The organism is Sphingomonas sp. 2378, assembly GCF_038084995.1.
Lineage (GTDB): Bacteria > Pseudomonadota > Alphaproteobacteria > Sphingomonadales > Sphingomonadaceae > Sphingomonas.
In genome coordinates, this window is the sequence record NZ_JAXCMJ010000029.1 from 1 (window position 1) to 21,017 (window position 21,017).

General features: G+C 66.4%; 20 protein-coding genes. 15 read left to right on the forward strand and 5 right to left on the reverse strand.

Annotation, left to right across the window (positions count from 1 at the left end; genetic code table 11):
• Positions 1-124: 124 nt before the first annotated feature.
• Both SM191_RS13590 and hemE read right to left on the reverse strand, forming a co-directional pair.
• Positions 125-586 (reverse strand): CopD family protein, encoded by a 462-nt coding sequence (locus SM191_RS13590; RefSeq protein WP_306997192.1) that lies wholly within the window; start codon positions 584-586, stop codon positions 125-127.
• Positions 583-1,605: a uroporphyrinogen decarboxylase gene (gene hemE / locus SM191_RS13595; protein WP_341506703.1), complete on the reverse strand. Its 1,023-nt coding sequence runs from the start codon at positions 1,603-1,605 to the stop codon at positions 583-585. The genes SM191_RS13590 and hemE overlap by 4 nt, the downstream gene beginning before the upstream one ends.
• 318 nt (positions 1,606-1,923) lie before the next feature.
• Between hemE and SM191_RS13600 the strand changes: the two genes are divergently transcribed.
• The 11 genes from SM191_RS13600 to SM191_RS13650 all read left to right on the forward strand — a co-directional run bounded on the left by SM191_RS13600 (position 1,924) and on the right by SM191_RS13650 (position 8,756).
• Entirely contained in the window at positions 1,924-2,742 is an 819-nt protein-coding gene (locus SM191_RS13600) for a pyruvate, water dikinase regulatory protein (RefSeq protein WP_341506662.1), read from the forward strand.
• Positions 2,739-3,326 carry a Maf family protein gene (locus tag SM191_RS13605; protein WP_341506663.1) on the forward strand — a complete coding sequence of 196 codons (588 nt, stop codon included), beginning with the start codon at positions 2,739-2,741 and terminating at the stop codon, positions 3,324-3,326. Before SM191_RS13600 ends, SM191_RS13605 begins: the two co-directional genes overlap by 4 nt.
• Positions 3,326-4,138, forward strand: coding sequence for a shikimate dehydrogenase (aroE, locus tag SM191_RS13610; protein ID WP_341506664.1), 813 nt, complete (start codon positions 3,326-3,328; stop codon positions 4,136-4,138). Before SM191_RS13605 ends, aroE begins: the two co-directional genes overlap by 1 nt.
• Positions 4,135-4,728 carry a dephospho-CoA kinase gene (coaE, locus tag SM191_RS13615; protein WP_341506665.1) on the forward strand — a complete coding sequence of 198 codons (594 nt, stop codon included), beginning with the start codon at positions 4,135-4,137 and terminating at the stop codon, positions 4,726-4,728. Before aroE ends, coaE begins: the two co-directional genes overlap by 4 nt.
• A 7-nt stretch (positions 4,729-4,735) precedes the next feature.
• Entirely contained in the window at positions 4,736-5,431 is a 696-nt protein-coding gene (dnaQ, locus tag SM191_RS13620; RefSeq protein WP_341506666.1) for a DNA polymerase III subunit epsilon, read from the forward strand.
• 55 nt (positions 5,432-5,486) lie between these two features.
• Positions 5,487-6,077: a ribosome hibernation-promoting factor, HPF/YfiA family gene (gene hpf / locus SM191_RS13625; RefSeq protein WP_341506667.1), complete on the forward strand. Its 591-nt coding sequence runs from the start codon at positions 5,487-5,489 to the stop codon at positions 6,075-6,077.
• 65 nt (positions 6,078-6,142) lie between these two features.
• Entirely contained in the window at positions 6,143-6,613 is a 471-nt protein-coding gene (locus SM191_RS13630; protein WP_306997178.1) for a PTS sugar transporter subunit IIA, read from the forward strand.
• Entirely contained in the window at positions 6,597-7,055 is a 459-nt protein-coding gene (locus tag SM191_RS13635) for a PaaI family thioesterase (protein WP_341506668.1), read from the forward strand. The genes SM191_RS13630 and SM191_RS13635 overlap by 17 nt, the downstream gene beginning before the upstream one ends.
• Before the next feature lie 4 nt (positions 7,056-7,059).
• Entirely contained in the window at positions 7,060-7,386 is a 327-nt protein-coding gene (locus SM191_RS13640) for a DUF1491 family protein (protein ID WP_341506669.1), read from the forward strand.
• Positions 7,387-7,580: 194 nt separating this feature from the next.
• Complete coding sequence (locus SM191_RS13645; RefSeq protein ID WP_306997173.1) at positions 7,581-8,210, forward strand: cell wall hydrolase; 630 nt, start codon at positions 7,581-7,583, stop codon at positions 8,208-8,210.
• A gap of 57 nt (positions 8,211-8,267) precedes the next feature.
• Positions 8,268-8,756, forward strand: coding sequence for an MmcB family DNA repair protein (locus SM191_RS13650; protein ID WP_341506670.1), 489 nt, complete (start codon positions 8,268-8,270; stop codon positions 8,754-8,756).
• A gap of 106 nt (positions 8,757-8,862) precedes the next feature.
• On the opposite strand, the gene SM191_RS13655 is transcribed toward SM191_RS13650, so the two are convergent.
• On the reverse strand, positions 8,863-10,359 hold the full coding sequence (locus SM191_RS13655) for a glycoside hydrolase (protein ID WP_341506671.1): 1,497 nt from the start codon (positions 10,357-10,359) through the stop codon (positions 8,863-8,865).
• A gap of 205 nt (positions 10,360-10,564) precedes the next feature.
• Between SM191_RS13655 and SM191_RS13660 the strand changes: the two genes are divergently transcribed.
• The 3 genes from SM191_RS13660 to SM191_RS13670 are packed head-to-tail and all read left to right on the forward strand — an operon-like array spanning position 10,565 to position 16,733.
• Positions 10,565-13,762 (forward strand): glycoside hydrolase family 2 TIM barrel-domain containing protein, encoded by a 3,198-nt coding sequence (locus SM191_RS13660; protein ID WP_341506672.1) that lies wholly within the window; start codon positions 10,565-10,567, stop codon positions 13,760-13,762.
• Between the two features lie 56 nt (positions 13,763-13,818).
• Complete coding sequence (locus tag SM191_RS13665) at positions 13,819-15,384, forward strand: alpha-N-arabinofuranosidase (RefSeq protein ID WP_341506673.1); 1,566 nt, start codon at positions 13,819-13,821, stop codon at positions 15,382-15,384.
• On the forward strand, positions 15,384-16,733 hold the full coding sequence (locus tag SM191_RS13670) for a family 43 glycosylhydrolase (RefSeq protein ID WP_341506674.1): 1,350 nt from the start codon (positions 15,384-15,386) through the stop codon (positions 16,731-16,733). Before SM191_RS13665 ends, SM191_RS13670 begins: the two co-directional genes overlap by 1 nt.
• A gap of 109 nt (positions 16,734-16,842) precedes the next feature.
• Here SM191_RS13670 and SM191_RS13675 read toward each other — a convergent pair whose 3' ends face one another.
• Complete coding sequence (locus SM191_RS13675) at positions 16,843-19,212, reverse strand: membrane-bound PQQ-dependent dehydrogenase, glucose/quinate/shikimate family (RefSeq protein WP_341506675.1); 2,370 nt, start codon at positions 19,210-19,212, stop codon at positions 16,843-16,845.
• Positions 19,213-19,351: 139 nt separating this feature from the next.
• Between SM191_RS13675 and SM191_RS13680 the strand changes: the two genes are divergently transcribed.
• Positions 19,352-20,329, forward strand: a complete 978-nt coding sequence (locus SM191_RS13680; protein WP_341506677.1) for an alpha/beta hydrolase — start codon at positions 19,352-19,354, stop codon at positions 20,327-20,329.
• On the opposite strand, the gene SM191_RS13685 is transcribed toward SM191_RS13680, so the two are convergent.
• Positions 20,286-20,981, reverse strand: coding sequence for a GIN domain-containing protein (locus tag SM191_RS13685; protein ID WP_341506678.1), 696 nt, complete (start codon positions 20,979-20,981; stop codon positions 20,286-20,288). The genes SM191_RS13680 and SM191_RS13685 overlap by 44 nt on opposite strands.
• Between the last annotated feature and the right edge of the window lie 36 nt (positions 20,982-21,017).

The following is a 21,017-nucleotide window of genomic DNA, read 5'->3' on the forward strand; positions in this document are numbered from 1 at the left end:
ACCGGCCAGCCAAAGCTGACCAAGGCCCGTACCGGATCCCTGCAGCGAAAGCCTCGCCCAGATCCTCTGTCACAAATGAGCCGTTTCGCAGAGGAATCCGTAAACGGGAGGGAAGAAGAAGGGATCAGAACGGCTTGATCACCACCAGCACCACGATGATCGTCGCGGCCAGCGCGGGCACCTCGTTGATCATCCGCAGTTGCTTGCCGGTCAGCCTGGTTTCCCCCCGCGCCAGCTTCCTGGCATAGCCGACCATCCAGCCATGATAACCCGAGAGCAACAGCACGAAGGCCAGCTTGGCGTGCAGCCACCCCAGCCCCGGCACGCCCGAGAACAGCCCCAGCGACGCGGCGAGCAACAGCCCCAGCACCCATACCGCGATCATCGCCGGGGTCAGGATGATCGAACGGAGCTTGGTTTCCCGCTCGACCCAGCGCGCCGCGTCGGTGGCGTCGCCCGCGACCAGCGCCTCCTGATGATAGACCAGATAGCGCGGCATCATAAACAGCCCGGCCATCCAGAAGATCACGAAGATGATATGCGCCGCCTTCACCCATTCATAGGCGGCCCCCAGTAATCCGATCATGCTTGCTTCCTCACACGGGCGATCAGCCGCTCGACATGCGCGATCGGCGTGTCGGGCAGGATGCCGTGCCCTAGGTTGAAGATGTGTGGGCGCTCCGCGAACGCCGCCAGGATGCGATCCACCGCGCCGTCCAGCGCCTCGCCCCCGGCGATCAGCGCCAGCGGATCGAGATTGCCCTGCACCGGCAGGTCCTCCGGCAGATAGGTGTCGGCCCAGACCGGATCGACCGTCTCGTCCAGCCCGACCGCGTCCACCCCGGTCTCACGGGCATAAGCGGGCAGCTTGCCCCCCGCGCCCTTGGGGAAGCCGATCACCGGCACGCCGGGGCAGCGCGCCCGGAAACCCTCGACGATCGCGGCATTGGGAGCGATCACCCAGCGTTCGAACTGTGCCGGGGAGAGCGATCCCGCCCAGCTATCGAACAACTGCACCGCCTCGACCCCGTTCGCCACCTGCCCGGCCAGATACTCCACCGTCATCGTCACAATCGCATCGATGATCGCGCCGAACCCCGCCGGATCGGCATAGGCGAAACGTCGCGTCTCGCCCTGGTCCTTGGACCCCTGCCCCGCCACCATATAGGTCGCGACCGTCCACGGAGAGCCCGCAAAGCCCAGAAAGCTGGTCTGGGGCGGCAACTGGCCCGCGACCCGTGCCACGGTGGCATAGACGGGGTCGAGACGCTCAGGGACGCGCGTGAGGGCATTCAGCGCATGATCGACCAGCGCGGGCGCCAGACGCGGCCCCTCCCCCGCCCCGAAGCTCAGATCCTGGCCCAATGCCCAGGGAACCATCAATATGTCGGAAAACAGGATCGCGCCGTCGAAGCCGAACCGCCGGATCGGCTGCACCGTCACCTCGGCCGCCGCCTCCGGATCGGTGGCCAGCGCCAGAAAGCCCCCCTTCTGCGCCCGGAGTTCCCGATACTCCGGCAGATAGCGTCCGGCCTGCCGCATGAGCCACATCGGCGGCACCGCCTGCCGCTCGCCCCGCAAGACGGCGAGCAGGGGTTTTCGAATCGAAACGTCGGTCAGGAGACCCCCCTTCTTCTATTCAAGAAGATTCTAAGAATGGATTGTTGAAGTGGTTGGCACGTTGGTTGTCGGGATTATGCGGCTCTCCCCGATATGCCAACATGTTGACTCAAGGGGAATCGCCGATTCAACGGGATTCGGATTCATCGCCCCCGTAACTCACAGGCTGTGGAAAAGAATCGCGCCTGTGAGATTCATTGTGGACGAATCGGTCGTTATCCACCGCCGGTCCGCCGCTTGGCCGGTCGGCAAAGTTACGCTACCGATTCGCGACATGTTATCCACAGAGTCATTAGGCCGGTCATGACGACGCGGCTTCACCTGCACCTCCTGTCCGATTCCACGGGCGAGACGCTGGAGAACATCGCCAAGGCAGCGCTCGCGCAATATGACGATGTGGAAACCGTCCGGCACTTCTGGCCGATGGTCCGGACGGAGAGCCATCTGGAGCGCATCCTTCAGGAGATCGCGCAGAATCCGGGGCTGGTCATCTATACGCTGGTCAACCCGACGACGCGGCGCGTGCTGGAGAGCCGGTGCCATGCGCTGGGCCTGCCCACCGTCGCGCCGCTCGATCCGGTCAATGCCGCGCTGTCGGGGCTGCTGGGCGTCGCGGCCAAGATGCGGCCCGGTCGCCAGCATGTCCTCGACGCGGCCTATTTCGCGCGGGTCGATGCGATCCAGTTCACCATCGCGCATGACGACGGCATCGCGTGGGAGGAATGGGAGGAAGCCGACATCGTCCTGGCCGGGGTCAGCCGTTCGTCCAAGACGCCGACCTCCATCTATCTCGCCAATCGCGGGTATAAGACCGCCAATATCCCGATCGTGGTCGAAAGCCCCCCGCCCCCCTTTCTGTTCAGCCTGAAAAAGCCGCTGGTCGTGGGGCTGACCACCAGCGCCGACCGGCTGATCGCGATCCGGCGCAACCGGCTGCTGTCGCTCAACCAGGCCCCCGACACCGATTATGTCGAGCAGGAGGCGGTGAATCGCGAACTCACCTTCGCCAGGCGGATGTTCGCCGACAATGACTGGCCGGTGATCGACGTCACCCGCCGCTCGATCGAGGAGACGGCGGCGGCGATCATCTCCCTCGTGAATCAAAGAAAGACCGACGCATGATCATCCTCGCCTCGCAAAGCGCCTCGCGCCGGGCGATGCTCGACGCCGCCGGGGTGGCCTATGAAGCGCTGCCCGCCCGTGTGGACGAAGCCGGCGTCAAGGCGGCAATGGCGGGCGCGTCGCCGCGCGACCTGTCCGATGCGCTGGCCGAGATGAAGGCGGTCAAGGTTTCCGCCAATGCCGGGCCGGTGCCGGTCTTGGGGTCGGATTCGATCGTGGCGCTCGCCGACGGCACGCTGCTCGACAAGCCCGAGAGTCGCGAACAGGCCGCCGAGCATCTGACGCGCATGAGCGGCGGCAGCCACGAATTGTGGAGCGCCGCCGTCATCGCCGAGCATGGCCGCCCGGTGTGGCGCCATGTCGAGCGGGCCAGGCTTCATGTCCGCCCCCTCTCGCCCGCCTTCATCGACCGCTATTTGGATCAGGAATGGCCCACCATTGCGGGTTGCGTCGGCTGTTTCCGGATCGAGGGGCCGGGGGTGCAGCTTTTCTCACGGATCGAGGGGAGCCACTTCACCATTCTCGGTATGCCGCTGCTGCCCGTGCTGGGTTATCTGCGCGAGCGCGGCTGGATGCCCGCCTGATGACCAGACCCTATGCCGAAGTGATCGGCGACCCGATCAGCCATAGCAAGTCGCCGCGCATTCACGGTTTCTGGCTGGAGGCGTTGGGGATCGACGCCGATTACCGCGCCACCCATGTCACGCCCGACGCGCTGCCCCACTATTTCGCCGGGCGGAAGGACGATCCGAACTGGCGCGGATGCAACATCACCGTACCGCACAAGGTCGATGCGCTGGCGCATGTCGAGGATCGCGGTGACGTTCGCACCGCGATCGGGGCGATCAACACCGCGATCCGGGCAGAGGATGGTGCGCTGATCGGGACCAACACCGATGCGGCGGGGTTCGCCGCGCCGCTGAACGGGATCGATCTGGCGGGCAAGCCGGTAACGGTGATCGGGGCCGGAGGCGCGGCGCGCGCGGTGCTGTTCGCGCTGGCCGGAATCGGGGTGGGGCCGGTGACGTTGCTCAACCGGAATGTGGAAAAGGGCGCGGCGCTGCTGTCCTCCTTCGGACTCGATGGGCAGGCCGTGGCGCTGGACAGTGCCGTCCCGCCCTCCGCGCTGCTGGTCAATACGACCAGCCTGGGCATGACCGGCCAGCCGCCGCTCGACCTCGACCTGTCGGCGCTGCCCGGGGACGCCATCGTCTATGACATCGTCTATGCGCCGCTGGAGACCGGTTTGCTGGCGGCGGCGCGGGCGCGGGGGCTCCAGACGATCGATGGCCTGGACATGCTGATCGGCCAGGCGGCGGTGGCTTTTGCGTTGTTCTTCGGGGCCGAGCCGCCGCGCGACCGCGACGCGGAATTGCGCGGAATCCTGCTCGGATGATCGTCCTCGGGCTGACCGGCTCGATCGGCATGGGCAAGTCCACCGTCGCGCAGATGTTTCGCGACGAGGGCGTGCCCGTGTTCGACGCCGATGCCTGTGTCCACCGCTTGCAGGGGCCCGGTGGAAAACTGGTCCCCGCGATCGAATCGACCTTTCCGGGGACCACCGGACCGGACGGCGTGAATCGCACCGCGCTGGGCCAGGCCGTGCTGGGCGACGATTCCGCGATGCGCCGACTCGAGGGAATCGTCCACCCCGCCGTCCAGGCCGAGCGCGCCGCCTTTCTGGCCGCCCATGCGAATGCTCCCCTGGTCGTACTCGACATACCCCTGCTCTTCGAAACGGGTGGTGATAAGGCTGTGGATAAGGTGTTGGTCGTATCGGCAGAACGCACCGTGCAGGAGGCACGGGTGTTGGCAAGACCGGACATGAATTCGACCAAGTTTCAGGCCATTATCGCGCGCCAGATGCCCGATGCGGAAAAGCGGACGCGCGCCGATCATGTCATCGCGACCGACATTCCGCTTGCCGAAACCCGCCAACAGGTTCGACGGCTGATCGCTTGCATGCGCGCATCGGAAGGCCGATAGTCGGTCCATGAGAGAGATCGTTTTCGACACCGAAACGACCGGGTTCAAATTTTCGGAAGGTGACCGGCTGGTCGAGATCGGCTGTGTCGAACTGGTCAACCGGGTCGAGACCGGTCGCACCTATCACGCCTATTTCAATCCCGAACGGTCGATGCCCGCCGAGGCGCAGGCGGTTCACGGTCTGTCCGACGCCTTCCTGAAGGACAAGCCGGTCTTTGCCGAGGGCGTGGCCGAGTTTCTGGACTTTATCGGCGATGCGCCGCTGATCGCGCACAACGCCACCTTCGACTTCGGCTTCATCAATGGCGAACTGGGCGCGCTGGGTTTTCCGCCGGTCGATGAAAAGACGCGGATGATCGACACGCTGGCGATCGCGCGCAGCAAGCATCCCGGCGCGAAGCATACGCTCGACGCGCTGTGCTCGCGTTACGGCATCGACCGGTCGCACCGCGTGCTGCACGGTGCGCTGCTCGATGCGCAACTGCTGGCGCAGGTCTATGTCGAGTTGATGGGCGGACGGCAGATCGGTCTGGGCCTGCTGGCCGACACCCATGAGGAGAGTGGGCCGGTGATCGTCGCCCGCGCGCCCGCCAAAGTCCGCCCGCCGCGCATCTTCCGCCCCAGCGAGGCGGAACTTGCCGCTCATGCTGCGTTTCTTAAGGGGATCGCCGATCCGATTTGGGGGGCCGAGGCGTCCGGTTGACGCCAGGGGACAGGCCAAAAGGACCGTCCCATCAGTGTGTATCGAGGAGAAGACGATGGATATCCGGATTTCTGGTCATCAGGTCGAAACGGGCGACGCGCTGCGGACCCATGTGACGGACCGGCTTCAGGGTATCGCCGAGAAATATTTCGCCCGCACCATGTCGTCCGAGGTGACGTTCGGCAAAGGGCCGCACGATATCGGCTTCAAGTGCGATATCGTCATGCACGTGACCCGTGGCCTGGTCATGAAGGGCCGCCACGATGCGCAGGATGCGCATCTGTCCTTTGACGGGGCGGCGGCCAAGATCGAAAAGCAGCTTCGCCGCTATTCCCGCCGCCTGAAGGATCGCAATGCCGGCCAGGCGATCGAACTGGCCGAGGCCGGGGCCTATGATGCGGGCTATACCCTGTTCGCCGAGCAGGTCGACGAGGACGAGGCGGGCGATGCGCCCCTGATCATCGCCGAAACCCGCGTGGATATTCCCGATGCCAGCGTGTCCGATGCGGTGATGATGCTCGACCTGCGCAATACAGCCGCCCTGCTGTTCAAGAATTCGGGCACCGGATCGTATAATATGGTCTATCGCCGGGGCGACGGAACCATCGGCTGGGTCGAACCGCAAAGGGCCAATCCGGCGGGATAACCCCTATCGTTCTTCCGCGCGGGCCGCTAATAGGCGGGCCGCGCGGGGGCGCACCGGATATAAGCATGAACGATTTCAGTGATCTGTTGCGCCATGAAACGGTGCTGGCGGGTGTATCCGCCTCCAACAAGAAGCTCTTGTTCCAAACCCTGGCGACCGCGGCCGCCGACGCGGCGGGACAGGATGCCAAGCTGTTGGCCGATGTCCTGACCGAGCGCGAGAAGCTGGGTTCGACCGGCTTCGGCGGCGGGGTTGCGATCCCGCATGGCAAGGTGGCGGGACTGGACCAGATTATCGGCGTCTTCGCGCGTCTGGCACAGCCGGTAGATTTCCAGGCGGTGGACGACATGCCGGTCGACCTGGTCTTCGCGATGTTTTCCCCCGCCGATGCGGGCTCGGCGCATCTCAAGGCGCTGGCGCGGGTGTCGCGGCGGCTGCGCGACAAGGGCTTCGTCGCCAAGCTGCGCGGGGCGGGATCGCCCGACGCGATCTGGGCGCTTCTGACCCAGGACGAGGCGCGTGACGCCGCGGCCTGAGGGCGAGGCGGCGCATTTCCGGGCGCTGGAGACCCTCTATGCCGAGGCTCCGATCAACCGCCTGTTCGTCTCCACCCTGGAAATCCCTGAGCCCGGCGTCGCGCGCATCCGCTTCATGGTGGACGAGCGCCATTATCACGCGGCGGGCGCGGCGCATGGCACGAGCTATTTCAAGATGCTCGACGATGCCGCCTTCTATGCCTGCAACAGCCTGGTCACCGACCGCTTCCTGCTGACGACGCAGTTCAACCTGCTGCTGACCCGCCCGATCAAGGCGGGCGAGGTGATGGCGGAGGGCCGCTGGGTCAGCGGGCGGCGGCGGGTCTTCGTCGCCGATGCGCGGCTGATCGACGCCAGCGGGGAAGAGGTGGCGCGCGGCACCGGCACCTTCATGCGCTCGCAGATCGCGCTGTCGGGACTGCCCGGCTATCGGACGGTTTGAACCAATGGACGGCCGCCTGCCGACCGGGATGCTGGTGACGGCGCTGCTCCGTCGGATGAACGACAGCGGGGGCATGGGCATGGTGCTCGCCAAGGGCGATGCGCAGGCCGGGGGCCTGTTGGTGATCGCCATCGACCCCGACCGGACCGAGCGCGTGCTGGAGCGGGGGATCGGCCCCGATGGGCGCATCGCGCTGATCGATTCCACCCCGCGCGAGGATGTGGCGGGCTATTGGCGGCGGCGGCGATCGCGCGATCCGGACCTGTGGGTGGTGGAACTGGACGGCGCTGCGGCGGAACGGTTCACCGCTGAAACGATCCTGAACGATTGACGAACGGGGCCATATCGGCCACGAGCGCCCGGTCTTAAATTCGCGTTGTGTCGATCCGGGTGCGATCCGGTCGGTTACGCAGTCGGGGGGAAGCCCGGACGAGCGCCCATGGGGCATATGCTCGGGTCCGTGATCCAACCGCATGTCTGTTTGAGTGAATGACGGTTTTCAAACGAGTCGCGGCGTCTGCGGCCATGGCTCTTTCCCTGGCGGGCCTTCTCGCCACGAGCACCCCCAGCCTGGCCAATGTGGCCGCCAATGCTGCGGGCGGTGCTGCACCAGTCACGACGATGGCTGTTTCCGGGATCAACGCGGCGGATTTGCCGATGGTTCCCATGAGTGCCCGGGCCACCATGTCCCCGCTCCCCAATTTTTCCGAAGTTTCCGAAGCGGATACGGATGAAGACGGCGATTTCGAGTCGCTGGCCGAAGCGGTTGCGGCCCAAGACGACATGGCGTCGAGCGAAGAGCTCCGCTGTCTCGCCGGTGCCATCTATTTCGAATCGCAGGGCGAACCGCTGAGCGGCCAGTTGGCCGTGGCGCAGGTGATCCTGAACCGCACCAAGTCGGGCCGTTTCCCCACGGGCGTGTGCGACGTCATCAAGCAGCGCGGCCAGTTCAGCTTCGTGCGCCACGGTGAAATCCCATCGGTCAGCCCGTCGCGTAGCGCCTATCGCACCGCCGTCGCGGTGGCGAAGGTCGCCCTGGCCCAGGCCTGGGACAGCACCGCCGGCAAGGCGCTGTACTTCAACACCCCGGGCAATCGTCCGGGCGTGCGCGTGCAGAAGGTCGCCGCGATCGGCAATCACATCTTCTATCGTTGACGATCCAGCCCCGCTCCGGGGCTTTGCTTTGTTCGTCAAATGTTCTAAGCGGGCGGTATGTTGGACATGCCGCCCGCTTCGTGTGTCGAGGACCCCGACTCACCGCTTTGCGCCGCCGATGTCGCGCGGGGCGTGACCCGGATGCTGCTCCGCCACGACCTGATCGCCATTCCCGAAGTGTCGCTGGACGGCGGTCGCCGTGCCGATCTGATGGCGCTGGACGCGCGGGGCGGGGTGGTCGTGGTTGAGATCAAGGTGTCGCGTGCCGACATGCTGGGCGACGGGAAATGGCCCGATTATCTGGCGCATTGCGACCGCTTCTATTGGGCCGTGCCCGCCGGGTTCGACTGGTCCCCGCTGGACAGCGCCGCTTTCCTGCCCGAGCGGACCGGGATCATCGTCGCCGACCGCTATGACGCCGCGATCGTGCGGGAAGCGCATAGCGTGCCCCTGCCCGCGCATATCCGGAAGAAGGCGACGCTCAACTTCGCCCGGCGCGCGGGGCGGCGGATGATCGGGCTGACCGATCCCGATGCGGGGATGTGAGGGATTCCCTTGGCCTTCGACTACGCTCAGGCTGAACGGGTTTTGGCATGATAGAAATACCCGACAGCCGTTCAGCCTGAGCGTAGTCGAAGGCCACGCCCAACCCTCACCGCGTCAGGATCAACGTCACGATCGACCGGGGCGGCGCCACCTCGCTCCTGACCGGCACCGCCTTGTGTGAGGCATCGGTCACGATCATCCGCTTCTGCCACCGGCCCGGCACCGCGATGCTCAAGGGCCGGGAGGACAGCCCCGGATTGACATGGACCAGCACCAACCGCCGCCCATCCGGCGACAATGCGCCCACCGTATCCATGTCATCCACCGGCACCAGCCGGTCGCCGGGCCGGATATAGCGGCTGAACTGCGCCATCGCCCAATATTTGCCGGTGACGTGGATGGCATGCGGCCGGTCGGGCGCGCCCATCAGGTCGGCCTTGACGATCCCCCAGTTGGAGCCCTTCTCGCCCTTGCGGGTGCTGAAATCCTCGACCGCCTGCCAGAAGACCCAGGCGGCGGGTTCCAGCCGCTTGAGATCGCCGACGACATGCTCGGCAAAGGCCAGCGGTGTCGCCATGCCGGTGAAATCCTCCGGATCGCGTGACAGCGGCGTGTCGTTCTCGCTCATCCACAGCCTGATGCCCGAGGCGCGGGCGATATCGCGCACCGCGGTCTGGTGGACCGTGCCATAGCTGTGCACGTTGAGCTGCCCGATCGCCGCGCGGGTGGCCGGAGGATAGGCGGCCCAATCCTCGACGAACAGGTTCGACGCGGTTTCGTCCGGCGCGGCGATGACGGTGGACAGACCCTTGGCCTTCAGGGCGTCGGCGGTGGCGTCGATCATTTGCGCCTGGCGCGTGGGCGACCAGTGCGCGCCTTCCTGCGTATTGGCGGCGAACCAGTAATCGGTGTTGGGTTCGTTGACCGGTGACAGGGTGCGGAAACGCAGCTTGTGCCGACGCTGCAACTCATCGGTGACGCGCACCAGATAGGTGGCGAAGGCCTGTTCCTGGCCGGGGCGCAGATTGTCGTCGGTGCCTTTCTCCGCACCGGACACCCGACCGCTGACCGTCATGAACCAGGGCGGGGAGTTGGAGAAAGCCTCGAAGATCGGTTGCTTCACCCGTGCCGTGATCGCGTCCAGCCACCAGCGCTGGTTGGCATCCTGCCCCCAGTCCCACATGGCGGGGTTCTCGGCGCGCCACCAGTCCTTGCCCGTCGCCCCCGCCGGTTGCCGCCAGAAGCCCGGCACCGCGCGCCCGACCTTCATATAAGGCGGCGTATCCGCCGCATTGCCGCCGCCGATATTATAGCGTGCGATCGTCCAGCCCAGCCCGTCGGGGCCATAAAAGAGGTCGGCCAGCCGCGTCCGCTCCGCCTCCGGCCAGCCGCCGGTGACATGCGCGAACCAGGCCAGCGCGGTGCCCCAGCCCTCGAACACCGTGGACGGCCGATCGATCGCCGGGCGCAAGGTCACGGGAACGGGACGGTCGGCAACGGGGCTTGCCTGTGCAGCGGCACCGCTCGTTACCGTCGCACCGCAGAGGAGGACCAGCGAGGCCATGGCGGCGCGGCCGATGCGGCGCTTCCTTGCGTTCTTCATCTTGTCGTTCCCGCCCGGTGGTTTTTGAAACGTCCGACTATAGTCGCAATGCCGTCATGCCCGTCAATCCGCTTGAAAAGGGCTATTCTCGATCCCGCGACAGTGCCTTTTCGCTTGTAGGGCAGGGAAACCGTCCATAAAAATCAGACAAAATATGGCGAAATGTCCGGCAGGACGGCTTGGCCGACAGAAAAAGGGGAGTGTTATGAAATGGCGTTTGGCGGCCGGCGTGGCCGTGATGGCTTTGACCGGCCCGGTAGCGGCGCAGAGCGGGCCGCAGGTCGCCCCCGTCCAGGTCGATCCCAACCGTCCCGATTGGGAGAATCCCGCCGTCAACGCGCGCGGTACGCGCCCGGCCACGGCCACCGCCTTCCCCTATGAAAGCCGCGAACTCGCTCTGGCGGGGGATCGGACCAGGTCCAGCCGGTTCCTTAGCCTCGATGGCACCTGGTCCTTCGCCTTCTCCCCCTCGGTCGAGGGCGCGCCCAAGGGGTTCGAGCGGCCCGATTATGACGTGTCGGGATGGAAGAGCATCAAGGTCCCCGCCATGTGGCAGGCCGAGGGCTATGGTCAGCCCAAGTACAACAACATCACCTATCCCTTCCCGGCCAACCGACCGCTGGTGCCGCATGACGATAACGAGACGGGCTCGTATCGTCGCGATTTCGACCTGCCCCAGGGGTGGAGCGGCCAGGATGTGATCCTTCAGATCGGCGCGGCGGGTTCGGCCTATCGCGTCTGGATCAACGGGCAGGAGGTCGGTTACTCCGAAGACTCCAAGCTGCCGACCGAATATGACGTCACCCGCTTCCTGAAGCCGGGGCGCAATGTCGTCGCCATCCGCGTCCATCGCTGGTCGGACGGCAGCTATCTTGAGGATCAGGATTTCTGGCGCGTCTCGGGGATCGAGCGCTCGGTCTTCCTGCGCGCCGTACCCAAAGCCCGCATCGACGATCTGTTCGTCCATGCCGGGCTCGACAAGGCCTATCGCGACGGCACGCTGTCGACCGAGTTGACGCTGCCCGCGCTTCCCCAGGCGATGACCGCGCGGATGACGCTGCTCGACGGGGATCGGGCGGTGGTGACGCGCGAAATGCGGGTGGCCAAGGGCGCGACCTCGGCGCGGTTGGAGGCGGGTGTGCCCGGCGTGCGCGCCTGGTCGGCCGAGACGCCCAACCTCTACACGCTGCTGGTCGAACTGGTGGATGCGAGCGGACAGGTCGTACAGGCCACACCGCAGCGGATCGGCTTCCGCACCGTCGAGATCAGGGACGGGCAGGTCATGGTCAATGGCCGCCGCATCGTCATTCGCGGCGTCAACCGGCACGAGCATGACCCGGTCACCTTCCACGTCATCTCCGAAGAGTCGATGCGCCGCGATCTGGAGCTGATGAAGCGTAACAACTTCAACGCGATCCGGACCTCGCACTATCCCAACGACCCGCGCTTCCTGTCGCTGGTGGACGAGTACGGCTTCTACCTGATGGACGAGGCCAATATCGAGAGCCATGCCTATATGGAGGCCGGCAACCGCCATGGCGACGAGCGGGCGAAGTATCAGATCGGCTTCGACCCCGCCTGGGAAAGCGCGCACGTCAGCCGCGTGATGAACATGGTCGAGCGGGACAAGAACCACCCCTCGATCATCTTCTGGTCGCTGGGCAACGAGGCGGGGATCGGCCCCAATTTCGAGAAGGCGGCGGCGGCGATCCGGCGGCGCGATCCGGCGCGGCTGGTATCCTATCTCGGCTGGGGCACGCTCGACTGGAGCCACCAGCCCAATAGCTTCGTCGATATCTACGCGCCCATGTATGACGATATCGAAAAGATGGTCGACTGGGCCGAGGACCCAAGCCACACGCAACCGATGATCCAATGCGAATATGCCCATATGCAGGGCAATTCGGGCGGCAATTTCAAGGATTATTGGGACACCATCTACGTCCATCGCAAATTGCAGGGCGGCTTCATCTGGGACTGGGTCGACCAGTCCATGTATCGCTATACCAAGGACGGACGGCGATATTGGGGTGACGGCGGCGAGTACGGCCCCAATCCGGGTGGCGATATCGAGTTCGGCGACGGGCTGAACCAGCCCGACCGCACCCCCAATCCGCAACTCTACGAAGTGCAGAAGGTGCAGTCGCCGATCCAGTTCGAGGGGTTCGATCCCGCCACGGGGCGGATCGACGTACGTAACCGCCACGACTTCATCGACCTGTCGGGATTCGATTTCGACTGGATGGTGGAGGAGAATGGCGTGGCGGTTGCGACCGGCACGCTGCCCGCACTGACCACCGCCGCCGGACAGGTACAGACGGTGGCGCTCGCCCCGCAATTCGCACGTAAGCCGGGGGCGGAATATTTCCTGACCGTGCGTGCGCGGGCCAAGAACGGCACGATCCGCGCGGTTCCGGCGGGCTATGTCGTCGGCTGGGAACAGTTCGCACTGGGCGAGGCACCGGTTATGGCACCGGCCAAGGTGGGGCGGATCACGGTGGCGGACACGGCCGAGCGGGTCAGCCTGTCGGCTGGGCGCGCTACCTTGGTCATCGATCGCAAGACCGGTTTGATCGAACGGTACAGCGTGGATGGCAAGCTGCTCGCCAAGGGGGGACAGCCCAATTTCGTCCGGGCAGAGACCGACAACGATACCGCCAACGGCACGGTCGCGCAGCAAAGCGCCTGGTTCGCGATGAACGGGGCGCAGAAACTCCGCGGCGTTACCGTCGAGCGGGCGCAGGGGCTGGTCACCGTCGATCACGACTATGGCGCGGGAGCGGCGCGTTTCGTCACCCGCTACCGGATGGCGGGCGATGGCGCGGTGGATGTCGAGGGGCAATTCACGCCGCTCAAGGCCGACCTGCCGCCGCCGGTCCGTGTCGGCCTGTGGTACACCATGCCAACCACCATGAAGACGGTCGAATGGTATGGCCGGGGTCCGCATGAAAGCTATGTCGATCGCAAGACCTCCGCCGCGATCGGGCTGTGGCGCGGGGCGGTCGCCGAGCAGAATCACGATTACATGCGGCCACAGGATACCGGCAACAAGCTGGACGTGCGCTGGATGGAGCTGTCGGGCGCGGGCAGCGGCCTGCGTGTGCGAGCGGACAAGCCGTTGATGATGCAGGCGCTCGCCTTTCCCTATGGCGATCTCTACCGCCGCGCGCCGGGCACGTGGAAGTCGACCGACATCGTGCCGCATGGCGAGACGACACTGATCGTCGATGCCGCGCAATGGGGCGTCGGCGGCGACACGACCTGGAGCCATGTCGGCCAGCCGCATATGAAGTATCGGACGAAGCTGGAGCCCACCCGCATCGCCTTCCGGCTGGAGCCGTTCGCGGGCGAGGGGACCACGCCCGACAAAGCGAAGCCCGCTCGCGCGACCGAGCCGCAATAGGGCTGTTCTTTACTCGGACAATAAGCCATCATGCCGCTTCAGGCAGAGGAGAGACCATGAAAAGGGCAACGAAATTCCTGTTCGCGGCGGCGGTGGCCACGCTGTTCGCGGGCACCGCGACGGCGCAAGAGGCACCCGCGACCGGCGGCGATACGGTGGCGGTGCATGGGGACCGCCCCGGACCCGTCTATAACCGCCGTATCTTCGGTCAGTTCGCCGAGCATCTGGGCACCGGCATCTATCCGGGCATCTGGGTGGGCAAGGGCAGCAAGATCCCCAACATCAACGGCTATCGCCGCGACGTGATCGACGCGCTGAAGGCGATTCGCGTGCCGGTGATCCGCTGGCCGGGCGGCTGCTTCGCCGACGAATATCACTGGCGCGAGGGCGTGGGTCCGCAGGCCAAGCGGCTGACCAAGGTCAACACCAACTGGGGCGGCGTGACCGAGGACAACAGTTTCGGCACCAACGAATTCATGAATTACAGCGAGATGGTGGGTGCGGAAGCCTATGTCTCGGGCAATGTCGGCTCGTCTGCGCCGTCGGAAATGGCCGAGTGGGTCGAATATATGACCTTCCCGTCCAAATCGACCTATGCCGAGGAGCGCCGCAAGAACGGTCGCGACAAACCGTGGAAGCTGGCCATGTTCGGCATCGGCAACGAGTTGTGGGGTTGTGGCGGCAATATGCGCCCCGAATATGCGGCGGACGTGACGCGCCGCTATTCGACCTTCCTCAAAGTCCCCGCCGGCGAGAAGCTGATGCGCATCGCCAGCGGTGCGAATGGCGACGATTATAACTGGACCGAGGTCATGATGCGCGATGCGTCGAGCGCGTTCGACGGCATCGGCGTCCATTACTACACCGTCCCCGGACCGTGGGAAAAGAAGGGCCCCGCCACCGGCTTCGATGAGGAAGCCTGGGCGCGGACGCTCTCCAAGACGCTGAAGATGGAAGAGCTGCTCACCAAGCACTCGGCGATCATGGACAAGTACGACCCCAACAAGCGGGTCGCGTTGCTCGTCGACGAATGGGGCACCTGGTATGATGTCGAACCCGGCACCAATCCGGGCTTCCTGTACCAGCAGAACTCGCTTCGCGACGCGATGGTCACCAGCCTGAACCTCGACATCTTCGCACGCCACGCCGACCGCGTGCGCGGTGCCAACATCGCGCAGATGATCAACGTGCTCCAGGCGATGATCCTGACCGACGGCGCGCGCATGGTGAAGACGCCGACCTATTGGGTGTTCGACATGTACAAGGACTATCAGGACGCCACCGTCCTGCCGGTCGATGTCCAGTCGCGCTGGTACAACAAGGACCAGTGGGTGATGAAGGCGGTCAGCGCCTCGGCGGTGCGCGACAAGGCGGGCGTCGTCCATGTCGGCCTGACCAATGTCGATCCCAACCAGCCCGCGACCGTGACCGTCAAGCTGGACGGCCTCAACGCCGCGCAGGTGTCGGGTCGTATCCTGACCGGCGCGACGATGGACGCGCACAACACGTTCGACGCGCCGTCCCAAGTCGCGCCGCAGCCGTTCAACGGCGCGACGCTGTCGGGTGGCACGCTGAGCGTACAGATCCCGGCCAAGTCGGTCGTGATGCTGGACCTGCGCTGATGCGGTTCCGCGCCGGAGCGCTGCTCGCCGCCGTCCTGCTCGTCGGGTCAGCGGGGTCCGCTGCACCCCGGCGCGCCATGGCATGGAACAGTCCGGGGGCGGGCAACCCCCTGCTTCCGGGCTATTTCGCCGATCCCTCCATCGTGCGCGACGGGGGGCGTTGGTATATCTTCGCCACGGTCGATCCCTGGGGCGACGATCGCCTGGGGCTGTGGACCTCCGACAATGGTCGCGACTGGACATTCTCGCAGCCGAACTGGCCGACGAAGCAGGCGGCGACCAGCCCGACCTCGGGCGATGCCAAGGTCTGGGCCCCCTCGGTGGTCAAGGCACCCAATGGCCGCTGGTATATGTATGTCTCGGTCGGCAGCGAGATATGGGTCGGCTCCGCGCCCTCTCCGGCAGGGCCCTGGGCCGATGCCAATGGCGGCAAGCCGCTGATCGCGCGCGACTTCGCGCCCCAATATCACATGATCGACGCCGAAGCGTTCGTCGACACCGACGGCCAGGCCTATCTCTATTGGGGATCGGGGCTGAACTGGGTCAACGGCCATTGCTTCGTGGTGAAGCTCAAGCCCGACATGGTCCATTTCGACGGCGAGCCGAAGGACGTGACCCCGGCCCATTATTTCGAAGGCCCCTTCATGGTGAAGGAGAAGGGGCGTTACCTGCTGACCTATAGCGACGGCAACACGACCAAGGACACCTACAAGGTGCGCTACGCGGTCGGGTCGTCGCCGATGGGGCCGTTCACCGAGGCGGCGAACAGTCCGGTGCTGGTAACCGATGCGAAGAAGCAGATCATCAGCCCCGGTCACCATGCGATCTTCGCCGACAAGGGGCGGTCCTATATCCTCTACCACCGACAGGCGCTGCCCTTCGTGCCAGGGGGCGACCGGGTGCTTCGGCAGGTGGCGATCGATCCGCTGACCGTGAAGGCGGACGGGACGCTGGAGAAGGTGGTGCCCAGCCATGATCCCGTGATCCCGGCCTTTGCGCCGCACCGGACACGGGGGTTGCGCTGGACGGGGAAGGGGGCGGATATTCTCGCGGCGGATGACAATTACGCCACCGCCTGGCGACCGGAGGCCGGGCAGCCGCCGATGCTGACCGCCGATCTCGGGGCGGTGCGGATGGTGCGGGAGAGTCAAATCCGCCCGGCTTTCGCGATCCAGCCGCAGGATGTGCGGGTCGAAGCGTCGGAGGACGGCAAGACCTGGCGTCAGGTGGCGGCAGAGACGGGGGTGAGCGGCTCGCCGATCACCCTGCGTCATTCGGGCAAGGCGCGGTGGCTGCGGATGACCGTCACGGCGAAGGAGCCCGCGATCCTGGAATGGTCGATCTTCTGAGCCTTCAAGCCCCTCCTGCAGGCGGGAGGGGCGTGCTTGGGGTGAGCGTCCCGCCCCCCAACCTCCGTTCAGCCTGAGCATAGTCGAAGGCCAAGGGCAGAACCTCTCCTCACACCCCCTTCGGCAAGGCGAACGCCATGGTATAATCCCCATAGCGCGTCCCCAGTGCGCCATGCCCCCCGGCGGTGATGACGACATATTGCCGCCCGTCCCGCCCGCGATAGGTCATCGGCGTCGCCTGCGCCCCCGCCGGCAACCGCGCGCGCCACAGCACCCGACCGGTCTTCAGGTCATAGGCCCGCAGATACTGGTCGGTCGTCGCACCGATGAACACCAGGCCCGAGGCGGTGATGATCGATCCGCCCAGATTGGGCACGCCGGTCTTGATCGGCACGCCCAGATGGCTGCCGAACAGCCCGGTGTCGCGCGCGGTGCCCAGCACCTTCTTCCACACCACCTGCCGGGTGTTGAGATCGACGGCGGTCAGATGCCCCCAGGGCGGCGCGTTGCACGGCGCGCCGAACACGCCGATCCAGGCCGCGACCACCGCGACATAAGGGGTGTTATACTGGGTCTGGAGATTGGGCTCGCGCGCATTCTCGCCGCCCTTCTTCTTTTCCATATAGCTCTTCACGCGCGGATCGTCGCGGCGCATCAGCCAGATCTTGAACGGCATCTCCATCGTGTTGACGGTGAAGACCTGCCGTACCGGGTCGAGCGCCGCGCCGCCCCAGTCGGTGACGCCGTCGAACGCCGGATGGCCGATGATCGGCTTCAGCCCCGTCGGCTGGTAGATGCCGGTCCCCTGCGCACGGCGGATATCGATCCGGCAGAAGAGCTGGTCGATCGGCGTCGCGCCCCAGGTCGACTTCTCGGTCGGCACGGGCGGGGTGAAGGAGGGCAGGCCAACGGACCAGGGCTGGGTCGGGGAAACCTTGACCCCGGGCGTCGCGCCGTCCTGTCGCGCGGGCCGCTCGACGATCGGGGTGATCGGCGCACCGGTCAGACGGTTGAGGAAATAGACCTGGCCCATCTTGGTCGTCTGGATCAGCGCCGGGATGGTCTGTCCGTTCGGCGCGCGATAGTCGAACAGCGACGGGCCGATGGGAATGTCCATGTCCCACATGTCACGGTGGACGAGTTGGCGAACCCAGCGCAGCTTGCCCGTCGCGATCTCCAGCGCGACGATCGCCGAGCCGAACCGGTCGTCGAACGGCCGCCGCCAGCCGATCCAGTAATCGGGCGAGGCATTGCCGGTGCCCAGATAGACCAGCCCGTTGGCCGGATCGGCGGTCATCGCGCCCCAGACATTGGGGGTGCCGCGCGTATAGGTTTCCCCTGCGGGCAGCGGCGGGATCGCATCGGGCGAGCGGCCCACGTCCCAGGCCCAGACTCCTGCGCCGCTGATCGGATCATAGGCGCGGACCACCCCGCTGGGGATGTTGCGGTTGACGTTGTCGACGATCCGCTCCCCCACGATCAACCGGCCGTTCGCGACCACGGGGGGCGAGGTGCTGATCTGGTCGGCGGGGCCCGACACGCCCATATTCTCGCGCAGGTCGATCCCGCCATTGGTCCCGAAACCGGGGCAGGGCTTCCCCGTATCGGCATCCAGCGCCATCATCCGCGCGTCGAAGGTCGGCGCGAAGATGCGACGGGGGCAGGGGGTGCCCGCCGGCGCCTGATAAAAGGCGACGCCGCGACAGACGAGATAGGAATTGCCCTGGCGGCTGACCTGATCCTTCCAGCTCCACTTGGTCCGCCCGGTCGTCGCGTCGATCGCCTGCACGATCGAATGCGGCGTGCAGGTATACAGCGTGTCGCCGATCTGGATCGGCGTCGCCTCCGAATGATATTCGCGGCGATGCTCGACCGATTCCGCCCGGTCGGGCAGGTCGCCGGTCCGCTGCGTCCAGGCGAGTTCCAGCTTGCCGACATTCTCTGGCGTGATCTGCGACAGCGCCGAATAGCGCTGACCTGACAGGGTGCCGCCATAATCGGTCCAGTCGCCCACCGGCGCCTGCGCGGCGATCGGCAGTCCGGGGGGCGCGGGGTCCTGCGCCTCGACCGGGCGGGTCTTCAGGACGGGCACGGCGAACAGCAGCGCGACGATCCCCAAAGCGGCGGGCATCGCCCGCGTCCGCGCTCCGGGCGAACGCATCGCGCGTCCGATCCAGGGGAGGGCGACCAGCACCAGCAGGACGGTCGGCGCGACCACGCGCGGCACGAGCTGGAGCCAGTCCAGCCCGACCTCCCACACCGCCCAGACCAGGGTGACGACCCAGATCGCGACATAGAGCCACCGCCCGCGCGGATCGCCCCGCCCGATCAGCGCGCCCGACAGGATCATCGCCAGGCCGGTCAGCCCATAATAAGGCGAACCGCCCAGTAGCGCGAGATAGCCCCCCGCCACGGCGAAAAACCCGCCTAGCAGGGCCAGCGCCCAGCCCAGTATCTTTGCAAAGGCGCGACCCAACACGGGCTATCCCCTATGGTTGTAACAAAATATTGCTGAAGGGTGAACGCAGCGGCACCGTATTTGTTCGCACAGGCGCTTGATCTGCGGCAATTTTCCTGGCGAAGTCTTGCCGTTGCGCTTTGGAAGGACGGAGGCCGTCATGGCGACATCACCCTCTTGGCCGGTCGATGGGCCGCTTTCGCCCTGGCTGTCGCCTTGGATCGCGCCCGATGGCTGGGTGCATCGCCGCTATGATCGCCCGCGCGAAGAGGGGACGGCGCGGCGCGGGCGGCTGCTGTTCCAGACGGGGCGCGCCGATATGGTCGAGAAATATGGCGATGCGATCGACCATTTCCGGGCCCAGGGCTGGGACGTCACCGCCTTCGACTGGCGCGGGCAGGGGGGATCGGGGCGGCTGGCGAGCGACGACACCGGCCATATCGATCGCTTCGACCGGCTGACCGACGATCTGGCCGCTTTCCATGCCGATTGGGTGGAGGAAGCGGAGGGGCCGCATGTCGTGCTCGGCCATTCGATGGGCGGGTTCGTCACCCTGTCGGCACTGGCGGCGCAGCGGATCGCGCCCGATGCGGTGGTGCTGGTCGCGCCGATGCTCGCGCTCCGCTCGCCCGTGGGGCAATGGGCGGGCGCGATGTTCGCCCGGTGGCAGGTCGGGCGCGGCGACCCGCGCCGTCCCGCCTGGCGAAGGTTGGAGACCGAGGCGGCCTCCACCGCGCGCCAGAAAAGGCTGACCCATGACGTCGCGCGCTTCGCCGATCAGCAGGCGTTCCGGCGGCGCTGGCCCGAACTGTGCCTGGGCTCGCCGAGTTGGCACTGGGTGGCGGAGGCGTTTCGCGCGACCGCGGCGCTTCGCGACGATCCGGGGCTGGCGCGGATCGAAGTGCCGGTGCTGATGCTGGTGGCGCTGGCCGACCGGCTGGTCGATGCGCGCGCCGCTGGAAGGGTGGCGGCGCAACTGCCCCAGGGGGAGATGGTCGCCTTCGGACGGGGCTGCGCGCACGAGATATTGCGCGAGGCGGAGCCGATGCGGGGCAATGCCTTGGCCGCGATCGACGCCTTCCTTGCGCGGCGGGTCATCTCCCGCCGCAGCGGACCGGACCGGCGCCCGCACCCGTGACCCGGCATTTGGGCGTCCCCGCCACGGTCACGCGACCCAGGCCGTTATTGGCGATGGTTGCGATATAGCGGGCCCGCGCATCGACCTCTCCGGCACCGTCGAGCATGACCAGCAGGTCGCCCGCCTCCAGCCCCCCGGCCGTGATCTCGGCGGGGCCGTTCGCGGAGAGCCGCGCCTTGCCCACCCGCCCGTCGCCGATCGCCAGCTTGGCGGGGCCGAGCAGGGTCGCGCTCAGCTGTTCGCCATCCGCCCGGTCGATGCGCACGTCGCCCGGCCCGTTGATGTTAAGGGACAGGGCGGTGCCGCGCATCGCCTGCGCCGTCACCTGCGCGCCGCCGATGACGGTGATCGTCGACAGCGGCGGTGCGGCGATGGTCAGGGTGACGGGGCCGAGGGGACTGCGCGACATGGCCGTGCCGTCATTGGTCCGCCGCACCACCAGGGTCGTGCCGCTGATCCGCGCTTCCACCCGGCGAAGCGTCTCGGCATCACCCGACATCATGCCGCGTGGTGAGGGCGCGGTGGTCAGGGCGACGATGAACGGCCCCTCCACCCGCAGTGTGTCGAAGCTGCTCAGATCGACCTGCCGGTCCGCCGCCTGCGCGACACTGGGGAGGAGCAAGGCGGCGGCGAGGAAAGCGCGGGGGAGCATGGGGGCGATCCTCGCACCGTCCTTCGAGCGCGACAA